23 protein-coding genes and 1 tRNA gene are annotated in these 19,389 nt (G+C 65.1%); 11 read left to right on the top strand and 13 right to left on the bottom strand.

The window, feature by feature from the left end; translation table 11 throughout:
* The first annotated feature begins 319 nt into the window (after positions 1 to 319).
* The gene (locus EI28_RS09225) at positions 320 to 706 is read left to right on the top strand and encodes a nucleotidyltransferase domain-containing protein (protein WP_048114314.1); all 387 of its coding nucleotides are present in this window, start codon (positions 320 to 322) and stop codon (positions 704 to 706) included.
* A gap of 105 nt (positions 707 to 811) precedes the next feature.
* Here EI28_RS09225 and EI28_RS09220 read toward each other — a convergent pair whose 3' ends face one another.
* From EI28_RS09220 to EI28_RS09195, 6 genes are all read right to left on the bottom strand, one after another.
* Positions 812 to 1,087, bottom strand: coding sequence for a hypothetical protein (locus EI28_RS09220; protein WP_048114313.1), 276 nt, complete (start codon positions 1,085 to 1,087; stop codon positions 812 to 814).
* Positions 1,088 to 1,214: 127 nt separating this feature from the next.
* Complete coding sequence (locus EI28_RS09215) at positions 1,215 to 1,505, bottom strand: hypothetical protein (protein WP_048114312.1); 291 nt, start codon at positions 1,503 to 1,505, stop codon at positions 1,215 to 1,217.
* A 351-nt stretch (positions 1,506 to 1,856) separates the two neighbouring features.
* Positions 1,857 to 2,591 carry a DUF1614 domain-containing protein gene (locus tag EI28_RS09210; RefSeq protein WP_048114311.1) on the bottom strand — a complete coding sequence of 245 codons (735 nt, stop codon included), beginning with the start codon at positions 2,589 to 2,591 and terminating at the stop codon, positions 1,857 to 1,859.
* Between the two features lie 31 nt (positions 2,592 to 2,622).
* Positions 2,623 to 3,225, bottom strand: coding sequence for a fibrillarin-like rRNA/tRNA 2'-O-methyltransferase (locus tag EI28_RS09205; RefSeq protein WP_048114323.1), 603 nt, complete (start codon positions 3,223 to 3,225; stop codon positions 2,623 to 2,625).
* Positions 3,225 to 4,085, bottom strand: coding sequence for an NOP5/NOP56 family protein (locus tag EI28_RS09200; RefSeq protein WP_048114310.1), 861 nt, complete (start codon positions 4,083 to 4,085; stop codon positions 3,225 to 3,227). The genes EI28_RS09205 and EI28_RS09200 overlap by 1 nt, the downstream gene beginning before the upstream one ends.
* A 48-nt stretch (positions 4,086 to 4,133) precedes the next feature.
* Positions 4,134 to 5,345 carry a tripartite tricarboxylate transporter permease gene (locus tag EI28_RS09195; protein WP_048114309.1) on the bottom strand — a complete coding sequence of 404 codons (1,212 nt, stop codon included), beginning with the start codon at positions 5,343 to 5,345 and terminating at the stop codon, positions 4,134 to 4,136.
* Positions 5,346 to 5,434: 89 nt separating this feature from the next.
* Here EI28_RS09195 and EI28_RS09190 point away from each other — a divergent pair, with 89 nt between their 5' ends.
* The 5 genes from EI28_RS09190 to EI28_RS09175 all read left to right on the top strand — a co-directional run bounded on the left by EI28_RS09190 (position 5,435) and on the right by EI28_RS09175 (position 7,535).
* Positions 5,435 to 6,115, top strand: coding sequence for a uroporphyrinogen-III synthase (locus tag EI28_RS09190; RefSeq protein WP_048114308.1), 681 nt, complete (start codon positions 5,435 to 5,437; stop codon positions 6,113 to 6,115).
* Positions 6,099 to 6,875, top strand: a complete 777-nt coding sequence (locus EI28_RS09185) for an RNA-guided pseudouridylation complex pseudouridine synthase subunit Cbf5 (protein ID WP_369792282.1) — start codon at positions 6,099 to 6,101, stop codon at positions 6,873 to 6,875. Before EI28_RS09190 ends, EI28_RS09185 begins: the two co-directional genes overlap by 17 nt.
* Positions 6,818 to 7,027 (top strand): PUA domain-containing protein, encoded by a 210-nt coding sequence (locus tag EI28_RS15520; protein WP_369792281.1) that lies wholly within the window; start codon positions 6,818 to 6,820, stop codon positions 7,025 to 7,027. Before EI28_RS09185 ends, EI28_RS15520 begins: the two co-directional genes overlap by 58 nt.
* A gap of 37 nt (positions 7,028 to 7,064) precedes the next feature.
* Positions 7,065 to 7,151: transfer RNA gene (locus tag EI28_RS09180), tRNA-Ser, on the top strand.
* Between the two features lie 192 nt (positions 7,152 to 7,343).
* The gene (locus tag EI28_RS09175; RefSeq protein WP_048114307.1) at positions 7,344 to 7,535 is read left to right on the top strand and encodes a hypothetical protein; all 192 of its coding nucleotides are present in this window, start codon (positions 7,344 to 7,346) and stop codon (positions 7,533 to 7,535) included.
* Between the two features lie 61 nt (positions 7,536 to 7,596).
* Here the strand turns inward: EI28_RS09175 and EI28_RS09170 are convergent, their stop codons facing one another.
* The 3 genes from EI28_RS09170 to EI28_RS09160 all read right to left on the bottom strand — a co-directional run bounded on the left by EI28_RS09170 (position 7,597) and on the right by EI28_RS09160 (position 10,933).
* On the bottom strand, positions 7,597 to 8,742 hold the full coding sequence (locus EI28_RS09170; RefSeq protein WP_048114306.1) for a CPBP family intramembrane glutamic endopeptidase: 1,146 nt from the start codon (positions 8,740 to 8,742) through the stop codon (positions 7,597 to 7,599).
* Between the two features lie 37 nt (positions 8,743 to 8,779).
* Complete coding sequence (locus EI28_RS09165) at positions 8,780 to 9,991, bottom strand: MFS transporter (protein WP_048114305.1); 1,212 nt, start codon at positions 9,989 to 9,991, stop codon at positions 8,780 to 8,782.
* A 93-nt stretch (positions 9,992 to 10,084) separates the two neighbouring features.
* Positions 10,085 to 10,933, bottom strand: a complete 849-nt coding sequence (locus EI28_RS09160; protein WP_048114304.1) for an aldo/keto reductase — start codon at positions 10,931 to 10,933, stop codon at positions 10,085 to 10,087.
* A gap of 91 nt (positions 10,934 to 11,024) precedes the next feature.
* On the opposite strand from EI28_RS09160, the gene EI28_RS09155 reads away from it, so the two are divergent.
* Together EI28_RS09155 and EI28_RS09150 are read left to right on the top strand one after the other, a co-directional pair.
* Positions 11,025 to 11,384 carry a VOC family protein gene (locus EI28_RS09155; protein ID WP_052379715.1) on the top strand — a complete coding sequence of 120 codons (360 nt, stop codon included), beginning with the start codon at positions 11,025 to 11,027 and terminating at the stop codon, positions 11,382 to 11,384.
* A 306-nt stretch (positions 11,385 to 11,690) separates the two neighbouring features.
* Positions 11,691 to 12,284: a hypothetical protein gene (locus EI28_RS09150; RefSeq protein WP_231476685.1), complete on the top strand. Its 594-nt coding sequence runs from the start codon at positions 11,691 to 11,693 to the stop codon at positions 12,282 to 12,284.
* 46 nt (positions 12,285 to 12,330) lie between these two features.
* Here EI28_RS09150 and EI28_RS09145 read toward each other — a convergent pair whose 3' ends face one another.
* Positions 12,331 to 13,662 carry a cobyrinate a,c-diamide synthase gene (locus tag EI28_RS09145; RefSeq protein WP_048114303.1) on the bottom strand — a complete coding sequence of 444 codons (1,332 nt, stop codon included), beginning with the start codon at positions 13,660 to 13,662 and terminating at the stop codon, positions 12,331 to 12,333.
* Between the two features lie 257 nt (positions 13,663 to 13,919).
* Here EI28_RS09145 and pyk point away from each other — a divergent pair, with 257 nt between their 5' ends.
* Positions 13,920 to 15,419: a pyruvate kinase gene (gene pyk, locus EI28_RS09140; protein ID WP_082223142.1), complete on the top strand. Its 1,500-nt coding sequence runs from the start codon at positions 13,920 to 13,922 to the stop codon at positions 15,417 to 15,419.
* A 79-nt stretch (positions 15,420 to 15,498) separates the two neighbouring features.
* On the top strand, positions 15,499 to 16,482 hold the full coding sequence (locus tag EI28_RS09135) for a cation diffusion facilitator family transporter (RefSeq protein ID WP_048114302.1): 984 nt from the start codon (positions 15,499 to 15,501) through the stop codon (positions 16,480 to 16,482).
* A gap of 14 nt (positions 16,483 to 16,496) precedes the next feature.
* Here the strand turns inward: EI28_RS09135 and EI28_RS09130 are convergent, their stop codons facing one another.
* A complete protein-coding gene (locus tag EI28_RS09130; protein WP_048114301.1) occupies positions 16,497 to 17,150 on the bottom strand; it encodes a hypothetical protein in 654 nt (217 codons plus the stop codon).
* 75 nt (positions 17,151 to 17,225) lie between these two features.
* Positions 17,226 to 17,777, bottom strand: coding sequence for a diacylglycerol/polyprenol kinase family protein (locus tag EI28_RS09125; RefSeq protein WP_052379714.1), 552 nt, complete (start codon positions 17,775 to 17,777; stop codon positions 17,226 to 17,228).
* A 99-nt stretch (positions 17,778 to 17,876) separates the two neighbouring features.
* Here EI28_RS09125 and EI28_RS09120 point away from each other — a divergent pair, with 99 nt between their 5' ends.
* Positions 17,877 to 19,142: a hypothetical protein gene (locus tag EI28_RS09120; protein ID WP_048114300.1), complete on the top strand. Its 1,266-nt coding sequence runs from the start codon at positions 17,877 to 17,879 to the stop codon at positions 19,140 to 19,142.
* Here the strand turns inward: EI28_RS09120 and EI28_RS09115 are convergent.
* A complete protein-coding gene (locus tag EI28_RS09115) occupies positions 19,117 to 19,383 on the bottom strand; it encodes a hypothetical protein (RefSeq protein WP_048114299.1) in 267 nt (88 codons plus the stop codon). The genes EI28_RS09120 and EI28_RS09115 overlap by 26 nt on opposite strands.
* Between the last annotated feature and the right edge of the window lie 6 nt (positions 19,384 to 19,389).

Genomic DNA, 19,389 nt, shown 5'->3' with positions numbered 1-19,389 from the left:
AAGAAGATCTTGTTCTAACCATCCCAAACCCACACAGGTCAGAGATCGGCGTCGACCTGCTCGTGCGCATCCTCCGGCAGGCGGGCATATCCCGTGAGGAATGGAGCCGGCTCACCAGGTAGCGATCTATGTCACCTTTTTTGTGGTTGTGAGACTGAACGACCGTCCGGGGACCCCGGATGGCGATATTGACTATATGGGGAAATGGGACAGACGACCAGCCCGATCCGGCCCCTCATCGCGGGAAACGTTAATGTGAGAGCGATCCCCATCTAGAACCTACAGAACTTCCGGGCGCGCCCCGGGGGGGTGAGAGCGAGTGAATCATTTTGTCCGGCACGCACTTGAGCGGCTCAAGACCGTCGAGGGGTTCGAGAAGATCCGCTTCATCATCCTCTACGGCTCCGTTGCCGAAGGGCGGGCGAGAGAGGGTTCCGACATCGATCTCTGCATCTACTACGACGCCGGCCGCGAGGAGGCAGCCCGATTCCGGTTTGCAGCGCTCTCCGAACTCGCCGACGACCGCTACGACATCCAGATCTTCTCTTTTCTGCCGCTCTATGTCCGGACGGAAGTCCTCCGCGGAAAGGTAGTCTACTGTCCCGACGAGCGGTTTCTCTACGATGTCGCGTACCGGACGATCCGGGAATTCGACGATTTTAAGCACCGGTTGTACGACTACATCGGCAAGGAGGCGATGGCGTGACGCGCAAGGTCCGGGATACGGCAATCCGTATCAAACTCCAGGAGATGACCGAGAGCGTCGATATGGTCAAAAAGCACCTCCCCGACCCGGCAGATCCGTCCGGCATCACAAAAGATGCATCTCCTTATATACTGCAACCAACCCCGCTTCATCGAGTCGGCAGTCGATGAGATCAAGGAATTGCTGCCGGGAGAGATTGAGTTGTTCCGCCATACGAGAAAGCAGCCGGTCGCTAATCTCCTTTGTGCCATGGGAAACCCATGTACGGATCCCTGTGTCGCAACCGTTGTACATGAATACCAGTTTGATGTGCTTTGACATCCTGGCATCAAACCCCTTCTTCATGAGGCGGCGCACGATAGCCTTGTTTTTTCGAGGCACGATCAGACCTCTCCGGGTACGAGTGCGATGAGTTTCCTCCTCAGGTCGCGAGCACCTCCAAGTAAAGCACTCTCATCCTGCAGAACGAAATCGTTCCAGTTTTCCTCAAACTCGTCGATAATGTCCTTCAACCTTCAGAGAGATCCGGGGCGACGACCAGTAGTCGGTACTCGTGATTGTACAGGATATATTCCCCTTCATCCATCTCAGCCGAGATCTCGATAGGGTGCTTGAGTTCCCGGATGACGCCATTGATCCTGACATGAATAAGAGGAATTTGCCATGGGGGCACCTCTACTTGCGCCCGGGAGGCCAGCCTGGAGATGAGATCGCTGTAAGTCTCACGGGGATGTATCTTGAGATGGTTGAGTCGATCCTTTACCCCTGTTGCGATCTTAATTGATGTCATCTCCGACATACTACCGTGTACCACCACAGTAGTATATATCAGGTTCGATCACCGGTATCTCATACCTCAACGCCATCAAATCAAGCCGGTCGCGATCCCCTTCGTCTTACAGGGTAAAAGGGGACAAATCGGGAAGAACGCGGCCAACAGGTGTGAGGATGACACGGCACAACCCAGAGGGTTGTGCCGGTCAGGAAGATGCTTCGTATCTTCCGTGCACGGATACTTCCACCAGAGGATCCTCGACAGGGCAACTATCTAACGCATTCACCCGCCGCACAAGCCCGGAACGACTGAGGTCTCTCAGGCTTCGTCGCAACCCGGGTCTGGCCGTCAGGTTTCTCCCGATGCTCTACCGCCTCATGCCAGAAGCGCCGCGATGATCCCGGTCAGGAAGATCCCGTCGAACGTCCCCGCCCCGCCGATGCTCGCCGTCGGCGCCCCCAGTTCCGCGATATGGTGGAGGTTCAAGAGATCCGCCCCGATCAGGGTGCCGAGCGTCCCGCTCACGTAGGCGATGATCACCGCCGCGGCCGGGACGCCGCCCGCAAAGAGCGAGAGGATCAGCGCCGCAAAGAGCGCCGCGAGCGGCGGGATGAAGAACGGCGTCGCGATCCCGAGCCCCGGCACCGGGCGGGCGACGAGTTTCGTTACAACGGTCACGACCGCGACCCCGGCGAGCGCAAGGGCGAAGAGGTGGTAGCCCCCGCTGATCACGACCGACTCGTAGAGCAGGTAGAGCGATATCGCCACCGGGATGAGGGCGCCGCCGACGTTGATCGCGAGGACCGTCCGCTGCGCCTGCTGCGGGATGCGGTAGAGCCGCCCGTACATCACGGCGTAGCGGTCGTAGGCCGGCACCCCCGGCCGGCCCTCAAGCGTCCTCACCGGGATGTTGATGAAACTCCCGATCAGCGTCAGGAAGAGGATGAGGAGCGCCTGCCACCAGGAGAACCCGAGCCGCGTGAACGTCGCCCCGATCGCCGTCAGAAAAAGAATCGGAAAGACGATGACTGCGAGGAGAAAGAGAACGAGCAGTCCGAAGAAGAAAAGAAGCATCAGCGGGGAGAAGGGGTTGAAGACGACCCGGTCCATGTGAAGGAGTCGCCCTCCCTTCTAATATATACTACTCCCGGCGGGAGCAGACGATCGCGGCATGATCGTGGTGGTAGGGGTCGAGCCACCGGACGTCCGCGATATCGAGGCGCTTCTCAAGCCCGGTCCGCGCTTCGGCGAGCACCTCGGCCGGGTCGCGCCGGACGTCCACGCTCCGGGTCTTGAGCATCAGGATGAGGTGGCCTCCCGGTTTGAGGAAGACCAGGTTTCGCTCCGCGATCTCGACCTGGTTGGGCTGCGCCACGTCCTGGTAGAGGAGGTCCACCGCCTCCATGAACGGCGCATACTCCTCCGGGCGGTTCGCGTCGGCCATGATCGGGACGATGTTTCGCCTCCGGCGGGCCACCTCGAGGAGGTCCTGCATCGGCCGGGGCGCAAACTCCACCGCGTAGACGGTCTCGACGTAGTCGGCGACGTGCGAGACCGTGGTCCCGTTCGCCGCGCCGAGATAGAGCACCCTTATTTCGGGAGTGAGTTCCACCCCACCGCCGAGGGTGTAGAGCGCCGCCAGCTTGCTCCGGTAGGGGTCCCAGACCCGGTAACCGTCGAGCGTCCGCTCCCCGTAGACCCCGCCCTCGCCGGGGGAGACCAGCACGTTTCCAAGCCATTTCATCATGCCTCGACCCCCGCCTCGTCGATCCGCGCCTGGGCACTTTTGAGGAACTCCGGCACCGCCTCTCCCCGGTAGTAGTCGAGCCGGGCGGCGATGGCAAGTTTCGCCGCGAGCACCCGGGCCACCCGCCCCCGCACCGGTCTCGGCGCGTTGTGGACCCGCCGGTGCTGGAAGATGATCCCGTGCTTGGGCGGCGGCGTCCCGCCCCGGAGGTGGGAGAAGAGGGCCCGCTCCGAGCCGATAACCTGGATGGTGCTCCCCGGCATCCTCGCAAGCGTCTCAAGCCCCCCTGCTTTGGAGAGGAGCCTGGCCGCGACCAGCCCGCCGATGAGGGCGCTCGTATTCGGCATCACCTCGTCGGCACGGGCCGAGACCTCCCGCATCAGGCGGCTCCTCGTCCCGGCGAGCCGGTCGATCTCGTCGGCGACGTCCGAGAGACCTCCTCTCGCCCCCTTCCGGATGATCCCGAGCATCTTCTTCGCCGGGAGGGAGCGATACTTCCGGGAGAACGAGGGGTTCGTGACCTGGTACCACTCCGCGGCACGCTCCTGGAGAAGGTTGATGACGTTGTCGAGCTCGTCGAGCATCCTCACCATCTGGAGGAGCTCGACGTCCCGGCCCTGGTACGATTGGGCGATCTTTTTCCGGGCAAGGGTGGTGCAGACCGACCGGAGCAGGTCGACGTACTCCTCTCGCGTCCGGACGACCCCGCAGTCCCGGGCAACCTCCCAGTCGATGGGAACAAAGGAATCCATACCGGTGCGGAGCGTGGCCGCCCGCTCCGCGAGCGCGGCCGGATCGGTGCCGGCGGCCCGGCACCCCTCCTCGTCGACGTCTCCGAACCAGTAGCGCTGTAGCATGGTACGGTATTGGTGCCCGGCCGATATAAGAGCAAACCCCGCTGGCCGTCAGGCAAGACCGAAGGAGTAGGCCATCACGGGAACCATGATCGCGCCCATGCAGTAGACCCGGCGGACGTTGACGAGGGACGGAACGTAGCCGACCGCCGTTGCGAGGAGAAGGACGAGGCCCCCGAACGGGCCGCAGAGGAAGAGGGAGAGGCAGACGACAAACGCGATGACGCCGTAGTTGAGGCTCGTGACGTTCAGGCCGGAGAACCGACCGGCAGTGCGCGAGAAGAGAAGGGTCAGGAGGTAGGCGCCGACCGCGGCCATCGCGCCCGCGAGGAGGATGGCGGTTGCCGGCGGCATCTCCTCGAGCGCTCCGATCGCCGCCATCACCCCGTTCCGGGTCCGGGATACGGCGTAGAAAGCCGCAAGCCCGAGGAAGGCGTTCACGGTGTTCGCGGCGCTGGTCGCGAGGATGTACTCCCGGGGATTGGAGTCGTAGCCGACGACCGAGGTGAGAAGTGCGTTTGCCGTGGCGTTCGAGAGGCCGGGGAGCCAGCCGACGAGAGCGCCGGCCGCCGAACCGAGCAGGGAACCCCGCCGGATCGCACCCCCGGGCAGGTCGATCCCCGAGAAGTGCTGTGCGGGCATGGCCCCGTGCGACGCCTTGAGGAGGACCGCGATCCCGAAGAGCCCGGAGAGGAGGGGCATCAGCACCCCGGACTCGCCCCCCGCCGGCCAGGCGAGGAAGGAGTAGCCGAGGGAGAAGAGCCCGAGGATCCCTGAGACGGAGAAGACCGCAAGCGCCCAGCCCGGCGACTCGGAGACGACGATGAGGTAGCCGGCGACGGCGAGGATGACAAGCCCGATTCCCCAGTCGATCGCCGGCTGGAGGGCGGGGAGGAAGAAGACGAAGGCGAGCGCGAGAGGGAGCGAGAGGGCGACGCCGACGGCGCTCCCGAGGGCCGATATCCGGACGGCCTCCTCCCCCCGGCCTTCGAGGCAGAGGGCGTGCGCGGGGAGAACCGCAAGCGATGTGTCGGCGTCGGGGATGCCGAGGAAGGTGCCCGGAACGTTGTCGAGAAACGTGTGCGTAACGAGGGTGGAGAACATCGCGGATGCGATGACCACCGGGTCAAACCAGGCGAGCAGGAGCGCCTGGAGCGAGAGGAGGACGCCTGCCATGGTGTTTGCATGGATGCCGGGGACAAGGCCGCTCACGGCGCCGCAGCCGATACCGACGGCGGCCCCGAGCACGATACCGAAGAGCACGTTAATTACCGGTTGGAACGGTCGGGGATAAACCAACCGAATCGTCTCCCACGATACAGTCATATTCCACCGGGACGAAGGTTGTAGCGATGAAGATCGCCATCACCCGGCTCGAGAACAAGGCGGCGGGAGACCGCGCCCTCTGCGCGACGTATGGTCACGACTGCTACACGGTCTCGCCGCTCCGGGCGGATATGCGGCCCGACCGGATCGATACGTTCGTCGAGGCCGTCCACCGCGGGGAGTTCGACTGCCTCTTCTTCTCAAGCGCCCTCCCCGCCGCGGTCGTCGGGCCGAAACTCGAGCGGTGGCCCCGGGTGGTCGCGATCGGGCCCAAGACCGCCGAAGTCCTCCGGGGGTTCGGGATTGAGGCGGAGGTTCTCCCCACGTTCTACTCCCGCGACTTCGTCCCCTACCTCGGGGACTGGCTCCGGGGCCGGACCGTCGGGATCCCGCGGGCCGACGTCCCGAACCCGGGCCTTCTCGATGCGATCGCCGCGGCCGGGGGAACGGTCCGGGAGGAGCGGGTCTACGCCCTCATCCCCACGGGCACCGAGCTCGCGCTTGACGCCGCCGACGCCGCCCTCTTCACGAGCGCCATGTCCTACCGGGAAGCCCGCTGGCGGCCCCGGGACGACCTGCTCCTCGTCGCCATCGGCGAGATCACTGCCGACGCCATGCGGGCCGGGGGGCATCCCCCGGCGGTCGTCGGGGACGGGTCGCTCGCGGGAACCCTTGAAGCGCTGAACCTTCATGCGGAAGGCAGGTGAGGGGATGACCGGCCAGGAACGTTTCGTCCCCGAATCCGGGATCGTCGTCATCGACAAACCGCGCGGGCCGAGCAGCCACCAGGTGACTGCCTGGGTCGGGGATATCCTCGGGCGCCGGGTGGGCCACGCCGGAACGCTCGACCCGCAGGTATCCGGGGTGCTCATCGTCATGTTCGGCGGCGCCGTCCGGCTCGCCCCGGTCCTCCTCTCACACAACAAGGAGTACGTCTGCCTGATGCGCCTTCACGGCGACGCCTCCCGGGAGGCCGTGGAGCAGGTGGCAAAGGAGTTCGTCGGCCGGATCTATCAGCGGCCGCCGAGAAAAAGCGCGGTAAAGAGGAACCTCCGGATCAGGAAGATCCAGGAGATCGAGATCCTGGACATGGACGGCCGGCTCGTCCTCTTCCGGGTCAGGTGCGATGCCGGGACCTACATCCGGACGCTCTGCGTTCACCTGGGCTACGCTATCGGGACCTGCGCCCACATGGAGGAACTCCGGAGGATACGCTCGGGATCCTTCGACGAGACCGTGGCCGTCACGCTCCATGAACTCGCGGATGCTGCTGGAGCCGCCCGGGAGGGCAACCCTGAACCCCTGCAGGGGATGATCCTCCCCCAGCGACCGCCGTCGCCGATCTCGCGAAGGTCGTCGTCCGCGACACCGCCGTCGACGCCGTCTGCCACGGTGCGGTGCTTGCCGGGGTGGGGATCGTCGGGAAGGAGGGCGGGTTTGCAAAAGGCGAGACGGTCGCGATCGTGACGGAGCGCGGCGAACTCGTGGGGCTCGGGAAGGCCCTCGTCGCTTCGTCGGCGCTGAAGCCCGGGGAACCCGGATTCGTCGTCGCGCCCACCACCGTCCTGATGCAGCCCGGCACCTATCCCCGCGGCTGGAAGGCACGCACAGGGAGCTAATATTAATAAAATACACCGCCAACTAATGATGCACATTGCTGAGGTAGTCTAGACCGGTAGGGCGCGGGCCTGGAAAGCCCGTGGGGCGTTGAGCCCCTCGGGAGTTCAAATCTCCCCCTCAGCGCTTCTTGTTTTTCATGTAGTTTCTGTCGATAGCAAAGTGCATACCGACGATCTGTCTGCACTGTTCGTTTCGCACCGGGTCTTGTAGCAGAGGTATCAAAGACGATCACAACGACGATATTCAATAGAGCGCTATAGATCGTGATATGGGACGACAGGGGTATCCCGGGAGACAAAGGAGCGGCTGGCAGGGATGAAGCGGTACCCTCGCGAAACCTTTGACGATGTTATCAGGCGGCTCATGAATACCGCCGAGGACGAAGAGCCTCTGAGCGCCGAGGCTGTCCAGGGAATCGAGGAGTCGCTCGAAGATATCAAGGCAGGCCGCCTGTATACCCTGGAAGAAGCGCGCACCGAGTTGCAGGCGGTATGGGATACACAGTAAAACTCACGGGCGGCTATACCGGAAGCACTGACTTTTTTCGGAAAAAAAGGGGTTTCGCCCCTCAGATCGACATCCCGACCAGCATCATCGAGAAGAGCACCAGGTCGTAGACGGTGTGCGTGATCGCCGACGTCGTTGTGTTCGTATACCTCCGGATATAGGCGAACAGAATCCCCGCAAAGAAGACCGAGACGAGGCCGTCCCAGCTGTACTGGAATGCGTGGAGCGACGCAAAGAGGAGCGCCGGCAGGAGGATGCCGAACCGGGGCTGGAGCAGGCCGCGGATGCTCACCTCCTCGCCGAACCCTGCCGCAACGGACGCCATGATGACCCCGGGGAGCGTGAGCGTTCCGGCAAAGAGCAGGTTGACGGCCTCCATGTCGGTGACGGGAAGACCGAGCCAGCCCACGAGCATGGCGAGCGCCATGTCGATGAAGTGGAAGGCGGCAACGAGCACGAGAGCCGCGACGACGGCAAAAGCGATCTCTTTCCCCGTCGGGCGGACGAGGCCGAGCCGTTTGAGGGTCTCGCGGGGCGACCGCCGGACGAACGCTCCGGCGATAAAGAACGAGCCGATGAGCGTCCAGAAGAGGGTATAGGCATCCAGCGTGACGGTGTTCGCGAGCAGATCCCCGGACTCAAGCAGGAGGTCGAGGAACGTCTCCGAGAGGAAGGGCGGAACCCCCGCGACAAGGAGCGGCACGGGAGGGATGAGGATCATGGCGAGGATGACCACGAGCGCGACCGTATGGAGGAGCGAGTCCGGGTCGAACGGGAGATACCCCGCGAGCCATCCCCTGAACCGGCGGGAGAACCCGATGAGGCTTGCAAACGCCGCGGCAAGAGCGCCGAGGAGGAGAAGCGCAACCTCCGCGGCCAGGGCAAGGTCGACCGTCTCCGGATCGATCTCCTCGGCCTCGAGCATCTCGGCCGGCAGGATCGCTACGGCTCCGAACCCCGTCGCAATAGCCGCAAGCCCGGCCACCACGACCAGGAGCCAGAGGACGGCGAGCCACCGGAACGCAGGGTGCCGGGTTGCGAGATACACGAGCATGGCAAGGATGACGAAGAGCGCCACGTCGAGCGCCGAGGTGAGAAACGCTCCCGCTTCCCCGCCGACCTCCCCGAAGGCCGCAACCAGGAAGATGAGGCCGAAGAAGGCGATCAGCAGCTCGGGCGTGTGACGACGGAAGAATTCCGGCAACATCGCAATACCTGTCGACCGGCGGCATAAAGAACGTAACTCACCGCCGCGCAAGTCTCCCGAAGGCAAGCCAGCTCAGGATTCCCGTAACCCCGAGGAACGCCGCCAGCAGAAGGAAGATCGCCGGCAGCGGCCACCGGCCGGCGAGGACGGCTCCCGCAAACGGTCCTGCCGAGAGCCCTATGGCAAAGAAGGTATTGTACATGCCGTACGCGGCGCCCTGCGAGCCGTGGTCGCGATAGATATCGGCGAGGAGCGGCATTGTCGGCACCAGGGCGCAGCCGAGCGCGACCCCCAGCACGAAGACGGCGGCGGCGGTGAACGGGAGGGCCTCTGCCTGCATGGCGGCGACGATCGCGACCGCTGAGAGGAGAAGGCCACCGCCGATGAGGTAGCGGCTGCCGCCGTACCGGTCATAGATCCTTCCTGCAGCCGGCTGGGCGAGGATGGCGGCAACCGCCAGCACCGCAAAGACGACCCCGATCGTCGCCGGGGACGCGGAGAAGACTGCATGCAGGTAGACCGGAAGGTAGGGATCGAAGACGCCGTACGTCCCGGAGACCGCGACGATCACGACCGAACAGGCGGCGAGCGGGAGAAGGGCGCCCCGGGGCAGCATCGAGGAGCGGCCCACGCCGTTCTCCCGCCTGCAGGTGCGCACCGGTACGGCGAAGACAAGCAGGCCGACGGAGGCTGCCAGCACCGCCGGGACGAGGAAGGTGGCGGTGTATCCCGCGTACTCAAAGAGCAGCCCCCCGGCCACCGGCCCGAGGATCGTCCCTACCCCGACCGCCGAGAGCGCGACCCCCATCCTCTCCCCGAGCCGGGCGGGTTCGCAGGTATCGGCGAGGAGCGCAAGCCCCGCCGACCAGGTGGCCGCGGCCGACACCCCCTGAACCGTTCGGGCGGCAATCAGGTGCGTGATCGTGGTCGAGAAGCCGAAGAGCGCCGTCGCGAGCGCGAGGAGGAGCATTCCGGCGACAATGAGAGGGCGGCGGCCCACCCGGTCGGAGAGGAGGCCCATCGGGATGGAGAAGAGGAGGAGCATTCCGGCGTAGATCCCGAAGATGATCCCGATGACCGATTCGCCCACACCGAGCCGGGGGGCATACTGGGGGAAGACCGGGATGAGGAGACCGTAGATCATCATGTCCATGAAGATGACGAGCACGACCAGCACGAGAATCGCGTCCGGCGATGCGGCGATACGGCTCCGGAGGGTGCGGAGCCGATGCGGTCGTTCGGTCGTCATGCTGATTCATCTCCGTGTAGAGAACTGCTCTCCTTCGTAGGTTGGCGGCGCCGGGTTATATCGGTTGCAGAAGAAGATTTTGCCGGGACCGCTTCACCGGAATCCGCGGTAGTAGGCGAGCTCGCGGGCATGGGGTCGGAACGCTTCGACGAGCGCCGCCGCTTCGTCGTCGGGCAAAGGACCGCTCCGGCCGGCGGCTGCAAGCGCCCGCACCTCCGCGGGCGTCGAGCAGCCGACGATCGCGACGGAGATGTCCTGAGCGAGGGCGTACCGGACGAGGGCCTCTGATGTCACCCCGGCATCGGGGACGAGGTAGTTCGACCCGCCGAGCACCTTCATCCCGATGACCGCGACCCCCTGTTCCTTCGCGGCAGGGAGCGTCGAGGAGAGGAATCCCCCGAGCGCCCCCTCAACCGGGTTTATGGGCATCATCACGGCGTCGACCGGCCAGTTCTCGACCGCGTGCGCGAGGACATCCGGGTCGTGGTGCCCCGTCACCCCGATATGCCGGACGATGCCCCTCTCCTTAGCCTCGACAAACGCCTCAAGGGCGCCGCCCGCCCCCTCGATCTCCCGGATCTCGGAGAAGGTCCGGACGTCGTGGATCTGCCAGAGATCGAGGGTCCCGATGCCTATCCTCTGGAGGGTCTCCAGGAGATCCATCTCGGCGCCCGCGTGTGCCCGGCTCGCCGACTTGCTTGCCTGGAAAACCGGTGCCCGGAGGTCGGGGCGACGCACCCAGACCTCGCCGTAGTAATCCTCGCTCCCCGCGTAGGCCTTCGCCGAGTCGAAGTAGGCGATCCCCTGATTGACGGCCTCCATGATGACGGCGTTTGCCTCCGCATGCCGCCCGTACGTCCTGAGAACACCCTCTCCCCCGAGCCCTACAGCGGTGACCTCCCGCCCGGTCTTCCCGAACCTGCGCTTCTCCAGTGCCGTCATGGACCATCCTATCCGTACCCGGCTATAAATAATCTTCAGCCGGAGCCGGGGGAAACCGTTATGCGTCGCGACCCCCACGGGGGCCTGAGGTATGCATGTGCCGACGATTGTCTGGTTCAACGTCCCCGCCGGGGAGACCGACCGGGCGCGGGCGTTCTACGAGGAAGTCTTTGCCTGGACGACGGAGCCTTTTTCGGGGATGGAGGGGGCCTTTGAGATTGCAACAGGCGGGATAGGCGGCGAGATCCTGGCGCGGACCTACCCCGGAGAGCCGATAACGGCCTTCATCGGCGTCCCCTCCGTCGAAGAGTATGCAGCCCGGGTTCGGGGAGCCGGAGGAAGGGTCGTGATCCCGAAGATGCCGGTGCCCGGAAGAGGCTCCTTCGCCGTCTGCGAGGATACCGAGCAGAACCGGTTCGGCCTCTGGGAAGACGACCCCTCGGCGGGCTGATCGGGCATCGGCCGGTCCCTGCCGGTGCGGCACCCCCTCCTCCAAACTCCCGGCGGCGCCCGGGATGAGGAGAGCGTCCTGCTCCGCCGTCGACGCCGGCGGGATCCGGCCGTCTCAAATCAGGACATATAACCCGTTATCCGGCAATAGGGATCACCTAAGACAGGTTATGGCCAGGATAACCCCCAGAACCATCCCTATACCCGGATGAACGGGCATGGCGTTGCTGTGGCAGTTTTACACCCCGAATTTGAGTTTTCCGGGCGAGGGCAAAGTTTATTTACGCCAAGAAGCATCGTCCACCGCATGAAGAGGATGTTTGGTATCCTTGCTCTCATGGTGATTGCGAGCATCATGATTGCAGGATGTGTGCAGCCAGCGGGCAACGAGACGGTGACACCCGGCACAACACCGGGACTCACCGAGACCCCGATGGAGACAGAAGAAGAGACGCCGGCAATGACAGAGACCCCGATGGAGACGGAAACTCCGATGGAGACAGAAACGCCGGCGGCAACCGAAACCACGATGACAACGGAGACACCGCCGGGAACGCCGGCGGGCCTCGCCGCGAACGAGACCAACAACACCTCCTCCAGCGGCGTATGCCCCATCCCCAGCCCGGAAACACTGGCGGCCCTCGACACTAACGAGACCGTCTCCATCACCGAGCGCGGGTTCGTGCCGGAAACGCTCACCGTACCCATCGACACCTCGGTAGGATGGACAAACGACGCATCGAGAAACGAGACCGTAACGGGGACCGGAAATATGTCGTTCTTCAGCTCCGATCTCCTCCAGCCGGGCGATACGTTCAGTCACACCTTCACCGCCACGGGCAACTACACCTACCAGTCACAGACGTCCGGATCTACCGGGACGGTCATCGTCACCGCCTGACACCTTTTTTTGCGCCGGCGGCCGTAGGGGAGACCGCAACACCCCCTTACGTCCGCCGGTATGCCCCGGCCGCCTCGACCAGCCTCTCGGCGAACCCCTCCGGGAAGTAGGCGTGGGTATATTGCCCGACCGCGTTCTGCGCGATAAGCCCGTCGCGGCCAGCGTCGATTCCCCGGCCCCGGAGGAGTTCCAGGGCGAACCGGGCGTCACGGGCACAGTCGAGCCGTGAATAATGATACTCGTGGCCCCGGAAGGCCGAGCCCGGGGCAAGGACCGGTGCGCCCCCGGCAACCCGGGCTTCGACGTACCCGAGGGCCTGGATGCGGCCCGTCATCTCCGCCGCCGCCGGGAGGACGCCGGCCATCGGGTAATCCTCCTCATCGGTCGTGAGCCGGTCGGTAAGGTAGACGAGCCCGCCGCACTCGGCGTAGACGGGCATGCCGTCGTCGACCGCCCGGCGGACGTCTTCCCGGCACCGGGACGAGGAGAGCGCCTCCGCGTGGAGCTCCGGGTAGCCGCCCCCGAGATAGAGGGCGTCCACGTCCGGGAGCCGGTCGGTCATCGGCGAGAAGAAGACCGGTTCAGCCCCGGCCCGCACGAACCGATCGAGGTTGTCCGCGTAGTAAAAACAGAACGCCGCATCGTTCGCGACGCCGACGCGCACCCCGGCCTCCGGCCGGGCGGGGCTCTCCGCCGGCGCCGGGAGGGGCGGGGCAGACCGGGCGAGATCGATGATCCCGGAGAGATCGCACGTCTCCTCAACCACCGCGCCGAACCGGGCCATCATTCCTGTTTCGGCCGCCATCGCGAGCCCGAGGTGCCGGCTTTCGACCACAAGATCCTTTCGCCGCGGGATTCCCCCGAAGATGGGGAGGGTTTTCGTCTCCTCGATCATGGCGAGGTGGCGGGGGCTCCCGATCCGGTTGAGGATGGTTCCGGCGACCCGGACAGCCGGATCGAACCCGGCGTAGCCCCGGATCATGGCATGGACGCTCCGCGACGCGCCCCCTGCGTCCACCACGAGGAGGACCGGGGCGTCGAGAATCTTTGCGACGTGCGCCGTGCTCGCGGTATCGGTTCCTTCGAGCCCGTCGAAGAGCCCCATCGCACCCTCGACGACGGCGATGTCGGCCCCGGCAGAGGTCCGGACGAACGTCTCCCGCACCCCCGCCTCCCCCATCATGAACGGGTCGAGGTTGCGCGACGTCCGGCCGCAGATAGCCGAATGATGCGTGGGATCGATGAAGTCCGGGCCCACCTTGAAGGGCTGGACGGCAAGTCCCCGGGCGGCGAGCGCCGCCATCAGGCCGCTTGCAAGCGTGGTCTTGCCGCAGCCGCTGTGGGTTCCCGCGACGACAATCACTGGAATATGGCGCATAACGTTCCTGTAGTGTTGAATACCGCAGAAGATAAATATGACCGGGGCTGCCGGCGTGAGTCCCGCCATAGAGATCGCTTCGGGGGGCATGGTCAAGCCGTTCACGCCCGAAGGTGAGCATCTGGAGAGCAGTCTGACACGACAGGAAACGGCATATCCCTCCGGATTGGTTTTTTATGCGTTGTAAGCCGATTTTCCCGGCGCCTCCGGGACCCCCGGGAGAAGGTTAATCCGGTGCCGATGCCCGAAGGGTACCTATGATGCTCGAAGAGGTGCTGCACCGGATATCCGAGCAGGCGAAACGGAAGCGGATGAGCCTGCCCGACCATAAAACAAAGATCGTCTGTACCATCGGGCCCGCATCGCGCTCCCGGGAGACGCTCGCCCGGATGATCCTCGCCGGCATGAACGTCGCCCGACTCAACCTCTCCCACGGATCGTTCGACGAGCACCGCGAAAACATTCGAAACATCCGGACCGCCGCGGAGGATACGGGCCTCCCGGTCACGATCCTGCTCGACCTGCCGGGGCCGAAGATCCGGGTCGGCACCCTCGCAGAAGAGCCCATGATGCTTCACAAGGGCGAAACCATCACCCTTGTCTCCGCCCCGGCATCGACCGATCCTTCCCTGATCCCCGTCGATTTCGACCAGTTCCCGCAACTGGTCTCGCCGGGGAGCATCATCTACCTCAGCGACGGGTTTCTCCAGATCCAGGTCGACGAGGTCGGCGAAAGAGATGTCCGGGCGACGGTGATCGTCGGCGGCCCCCTCCTCTCGCGCAAGGGAATGAGCCTCGTGGGCGGCGAGGGGCTCCTTGCGGTCAGCGCCCTGACCGAACGCGACCTCGAGTGCATCGAGTTCGGGCTTGCCGAGGGGCTCGACATCTTCAGCATATCCTTCATCCAGCGGGCGGAGGATGTCCTGAGAGCCCGGGAGTATGCCGCCCGGTCCGGGAAGTCCATCCGGGTGATTGCAAAGATCGAGCGGCAGGAGGCGCTCGCAAACCTCGACGGGATCCTCCGGGAGGCCGACGGGGTCATGATCGCCAGGGGCGATCTCGGTGTCCAGACACCCATCGAGGAGGTGCCCGCGGTGCAGAAGCGGATCATCCAGGAGGCCAACATCCTCGGCCGGCCGGCGATCACCGCCACCCAGATGCTGATGTCGATGACCGACAACATCCGGCCCACCCGGGCGGAGGTGACCGACGTCGCGAACGCCATCCTCGACGGCACCGACGCCGTCATGCTCTCCGAGGAGACGTCCATCGGGAAGTACCCGATCGAGACGGTCGCGATGATGGCGAAGATCGCCCGGTCGACCGAGGAGAAGCGCTCGCTCGTCGGGGCCGGGTGCACTCCGCTCGATTACTTCCGGCGCGGAAAGGGGCGCGAGGAGATCACCGTCAACGACGTCGTCTCGCTAAACGTCATCGAGGCGCTGGACGCGCTCGGCATCCACTACGTGCTGACCCCCACCCGCTCCGGGAGCACCCCCAGAAACATCTCCCGGTTCAAGCCCGGGGCCTGGATCCTCGCGTTCACCCGGAACCCGAGCACCTTCAAGTTCCTGGCGTTCTCCTACGGGGTAAGCCCGTTCCTGATCAGGAGCGAAAAGGAATACTGGCACGGGGCGATCCTCGACTCGATCCGGGACTCGGGGCTGATCTCGCCCGGTGAGCGCGTGGTGCTGACCGAGGGGGTCTCTCCCGGGCGCGAGGGAACCGACTCGCTCATTATCCTCACGGTCGATTGAGGGGACGGCCGGGCTGCACCGTCCGGGAATCCTCCGGCACGTAAACCCTATCCCGGGGGAGGGTGAACACTCATCAGGTATGTCGGCGGTCGTTCCGGGAGAACAGGAGGGTATGCTCAAAGAGAAGACCGCACGCCTCTCGGTCGTATCGAACACGTTTCTCGTCGCGGCGAAACTCGCCGTCGGCGTCTCCATCGGATCGGTCGGTATCATCTCCGAAGCGATCCACTCCGCCATCGACCTCGTTGCCGCGGGCATCGCCTATTTCTCGGTTCGCCAGTCGGCCCGGCCCCCCGACGAGTGCCATACCTTCGGGCACGGGAAGTACGAGAGCATATCGGGGCTTCTCGAGGCGGTCCTGATCCTCGCGGCGGCTCTCCTGATCATCAACGAAGCGGCGAGAAACCTCCTCGGTGGCGAGGAGACGCTGAATGTCGAGGGGCTCGGGCTCGGTATCGCCGTCATGCTGCTCTCGGCCGGAGTAAATTTCTACGTCTCTTCCCGGCTGATGACGGTGGCGAAGGAGACCGAATCGATCGCGCTCGAGAGCGACGCCTGGCACCTCCGGACGGACGTCTATACCTCCGCCGGGGTCGTCATCGGGCTCGTCCTGATCCGGCTGACCGGTCTTGTGGTGCTCGATGCGCTCGTTGCGATCGCGGTCGCCGCCATCATCCTGCGGGCGGCCTTCGATCTCATCCGGCGCTCGTTCGAAGATCTCGTCGACAGAAGCCTCCCCGCCGACGAGGAGAACCGGATACGGGAGATCATCAGCGAGCACTGCACGGACGTCATCGGTTTCCACCGGCTCCGGACCCGCCGGTCGGGACCGAACAGGTTCGTGGACTTTCACCTGGTCGTCCCGCGAACCGCAACCCTCGAAGAGGCGTACGGAGTCGTGAAGCGCGTGGAGGCCGACGTCAAGCAGGAGTTCCCCCGGACGAACGTCACGATCCGGGTTCAGCCCTGCACCGGTGAGGACTGCTCCGATTGCGGGATCTTCACCACCTGCCCGGAGTGCAACCGGCTCGGGCTTTGCGGGCGGGAAAAAGAGCGGGAGTAAAAGACCGGGGGACCTTACCGCCAGGAGAAGAGGCCGCGAACCTGCATCTCCTCGCTCGCAAGAACGCTCAGCCGGTCCTGCTCCTGCTCGATCGTCCGGACCTGCTCCTGAAGCATTGTCCGGGTTGCGTTGTCGCAGGTGCAGTTTCCAATCAGGTGTCCGAGTTCCGCGGCCCGTTCCCGGTTCCGCTGCGCCTCTTCCTCAATCAGCAGGGCGGCTTCCGCATCGCCGCCGAAGAGGAACCGCATGAAGGCGTGCCGGGCCCGGATCTGCTCCTCGGCCTCAAAGGTCTTCTGGACCGAGTTGTTGATCTCCCGGGCGATGGCGGAGACGTTCTCTCCTATGCCGCCGGTCCGGTTCCCGGCACCGAGCAGGGCATGGACGGCGAGCCTGACGCGGTCCCGATCGGGAGCCCCATCTCCCGGCCGGAGGGGCGTGTGCTCTGCGGCCCGCTGCTGCACTCTCTCCCCGGCGGTTTCGTTACCTTCTTCCGCACGGACGGTTCTGTTCTCCTCGATCCTCGCCTGCTGTTCCCCCGCGGGCGTCGCGTTTACCGCGCCATACCCGGCCTGTGCTCCCCCCGGGTCGCCGTGGGCGCCGGAAGCGGCGGCCGCGAACCCCGGAAGAAGGAGGAAGGCGATCATGGCTGCTGCAACGATGCGTTTCATCGATCTTCACCTCTGGTAGAAGAGAGATCGGGAACAGACGTATATACAATAATTGAACCGGGCGGTTCAACGCTTTCAGAGCAGCAGCGTGAGGGCGATGCAGGCCACGACCGGGACGACGAGATTGTCGTCCACGGGGCTCGCCAGTTCGGCGACGGCCGCGAGCGCCGCGGTCGCGAGGGCTACCCCGGGCGGGACGAGGAGCGAGAGCACGATCGCCGTCGCCGCGAACCCGGCGAGTGTGCCTTCGAGCGATTTGTGATTGTAGATCCGGATTCTGCCGAACCGGACGCCGGCAAGGGTGGTGACGCTGTCGAGGAGCGAGAGCACGACAAGCCCCATGAAGGCGACCTCTTGTGCAAAGAAGGCGATACAGAAGAGAGCTCCGAGCGCGAAGAAGAGCGCTCCTTTCCCGGGGGCGGCGTCGCGCCGCTCGAGGCCCGCGATGATCGGCGAGACGACCGGAATGGTGTAGCCCCGGGAGATGGCGTCGGAGAGGATGAACCCCGCGAAGAGAGCGAGCACGAGGACGGAGAGGACGAGATCGCGATCGAAGAGGAGGACGAAACCTGCGATCCCGAGACCAAAGATGAGGTGGACGACCTGCCGGAGCGACTCGTGCATCATTCCAGAGGTTGGCGCGGAACCGGTTAAACCCTATGCAGACGGATGCGGATCACGGCGGTTAAGTAGCCGTGGAGCGCATAATTTAGCACGAGGTGATGGATGGAGCCTTCAACCTACACCGGGAAGAACGCCGCCGAGGCCAGGGATATGGACGCCGTGGCGCGGTTTTACGTCAAATGCGCGCTCTGGCTCGGGACACACGATCCGGTGTTCGTGGATGCCTATTTCGGCCCGGCGGCGGTGCGGGACGAGGCGCTCATGGTCACGGTCCCGCCGGATCGCATCGCCGGGTACGCCGCAGACCTCCTTGCCACCCTGGACAGGATCGACCCCGACCGTCTGGAAGGTGCCGGACGCATGCGCCACACCCACCTGCGGGAGATGATCCGGGCGCTCGAAGCCCGTGCCGGAATCCTCGCGGGGGAGAGCACCACCTTCGATGCCGAGATCGAGGCACTCTACGGGGTCGCGGCGCCTGAAGACGACCCCGCCTGGTACGATGAACCGCACGCAGTGCTCGATTCCCGTCTTCCCGGAAACGGCGACCTCTCCGCCCGCTACAGGGCGTACATGGACTCGTTCGTCATCCCGCCAGGGGGGCTGGAACCGGTCTTTGCGGCAGCATTTGCCGAAAGCCGCCGCAGGACGGCTGAACGCCTGCTGCTCCCGGCGGGGGAGCGGCTCGAGATCGGCTACGCCTCCGGGGAGCCATGGGAAGCGTACGTCCGCTACCTCGGGGACGGGACGAGCCTCATCCGGGTGAACGCCGATCTGCCGGTCACCGTCGACCGGGCACTTGCCTACGCCTGCCACGAGGGTTACCCCGGCCGCCACACGATGCGGGCGATCCGGGAGGCGGCACTCGTCCGTGCCCGGGGCTGGATCGAGCATTCGGTCGTCACCCTGGCGTCGCCGATCGCGACGGTCGCCGAAGGGGGCGCCGTGCTCGGAGAGGAGATGATCTTCCCCGCGCCCGAGCGGGCGCGGTTCTTCGAGGAAGTTCTCTTCCCCCTGGCCGGATTCGAGCCGGCGGATGCCGATCTCTTCGATGCCGTCGTTACCGCGTCCACGGCCCTGAACCTCACGGGAAACGCCCGTGTGGCCCACGGGTACCTCGGTGGTGCGCTGTCACGGGAGGAGGCGTTCCGGCTCCTCCAGGACGTCCTGCTCCTCGACCCGAAAGCGGCACAGGTGCGTCTCCGGTTCATCGAGGAGTTCCGGGCGTACCCGGTGGCTCTCGCGCAGGGCTACCGGATTGTCCGGGACTACGTCGGGGACGGTACGGACAGGTGGGAGCGCTTCGTCCACGCCCTCACCGAGCCGGTGCTGCCCGGCGACCTCACCTCGAGCGACAGTCCCGGATGAACGACCGGGCCTCTTCGTCGGTGATCGCGTAGGTCGCCTGGGCATCGAGCGCGGCGACACGGAGGACCACCGCGACGTCGTCGAGGCGCCGCTTGTGGTCGCCGCGAACGTGCTTTCTCACCTCGCGCAGGGTCTCGAGCGCGGTCGCGACGTTCGCGATCGTGCACAAGGCGCTCTCCCGGGTGCCGGCATCGACAACGGGGAGGGCACGAGGCGGCCGGGTGACGGGGACAGGGGTCATGCTACC

This window comes from Methanoculleus sp. MH98A (assembly GCF_000691865.1).
Classification (GTDB): Archaea; Halobacteriota; Methanomicrobia; order Methanomicrobiales; family Methanoculleaceae; genus Methanoculleus.
This window is presented reverse-complemented; position numbering and strand designations above follow the sequence as displayed.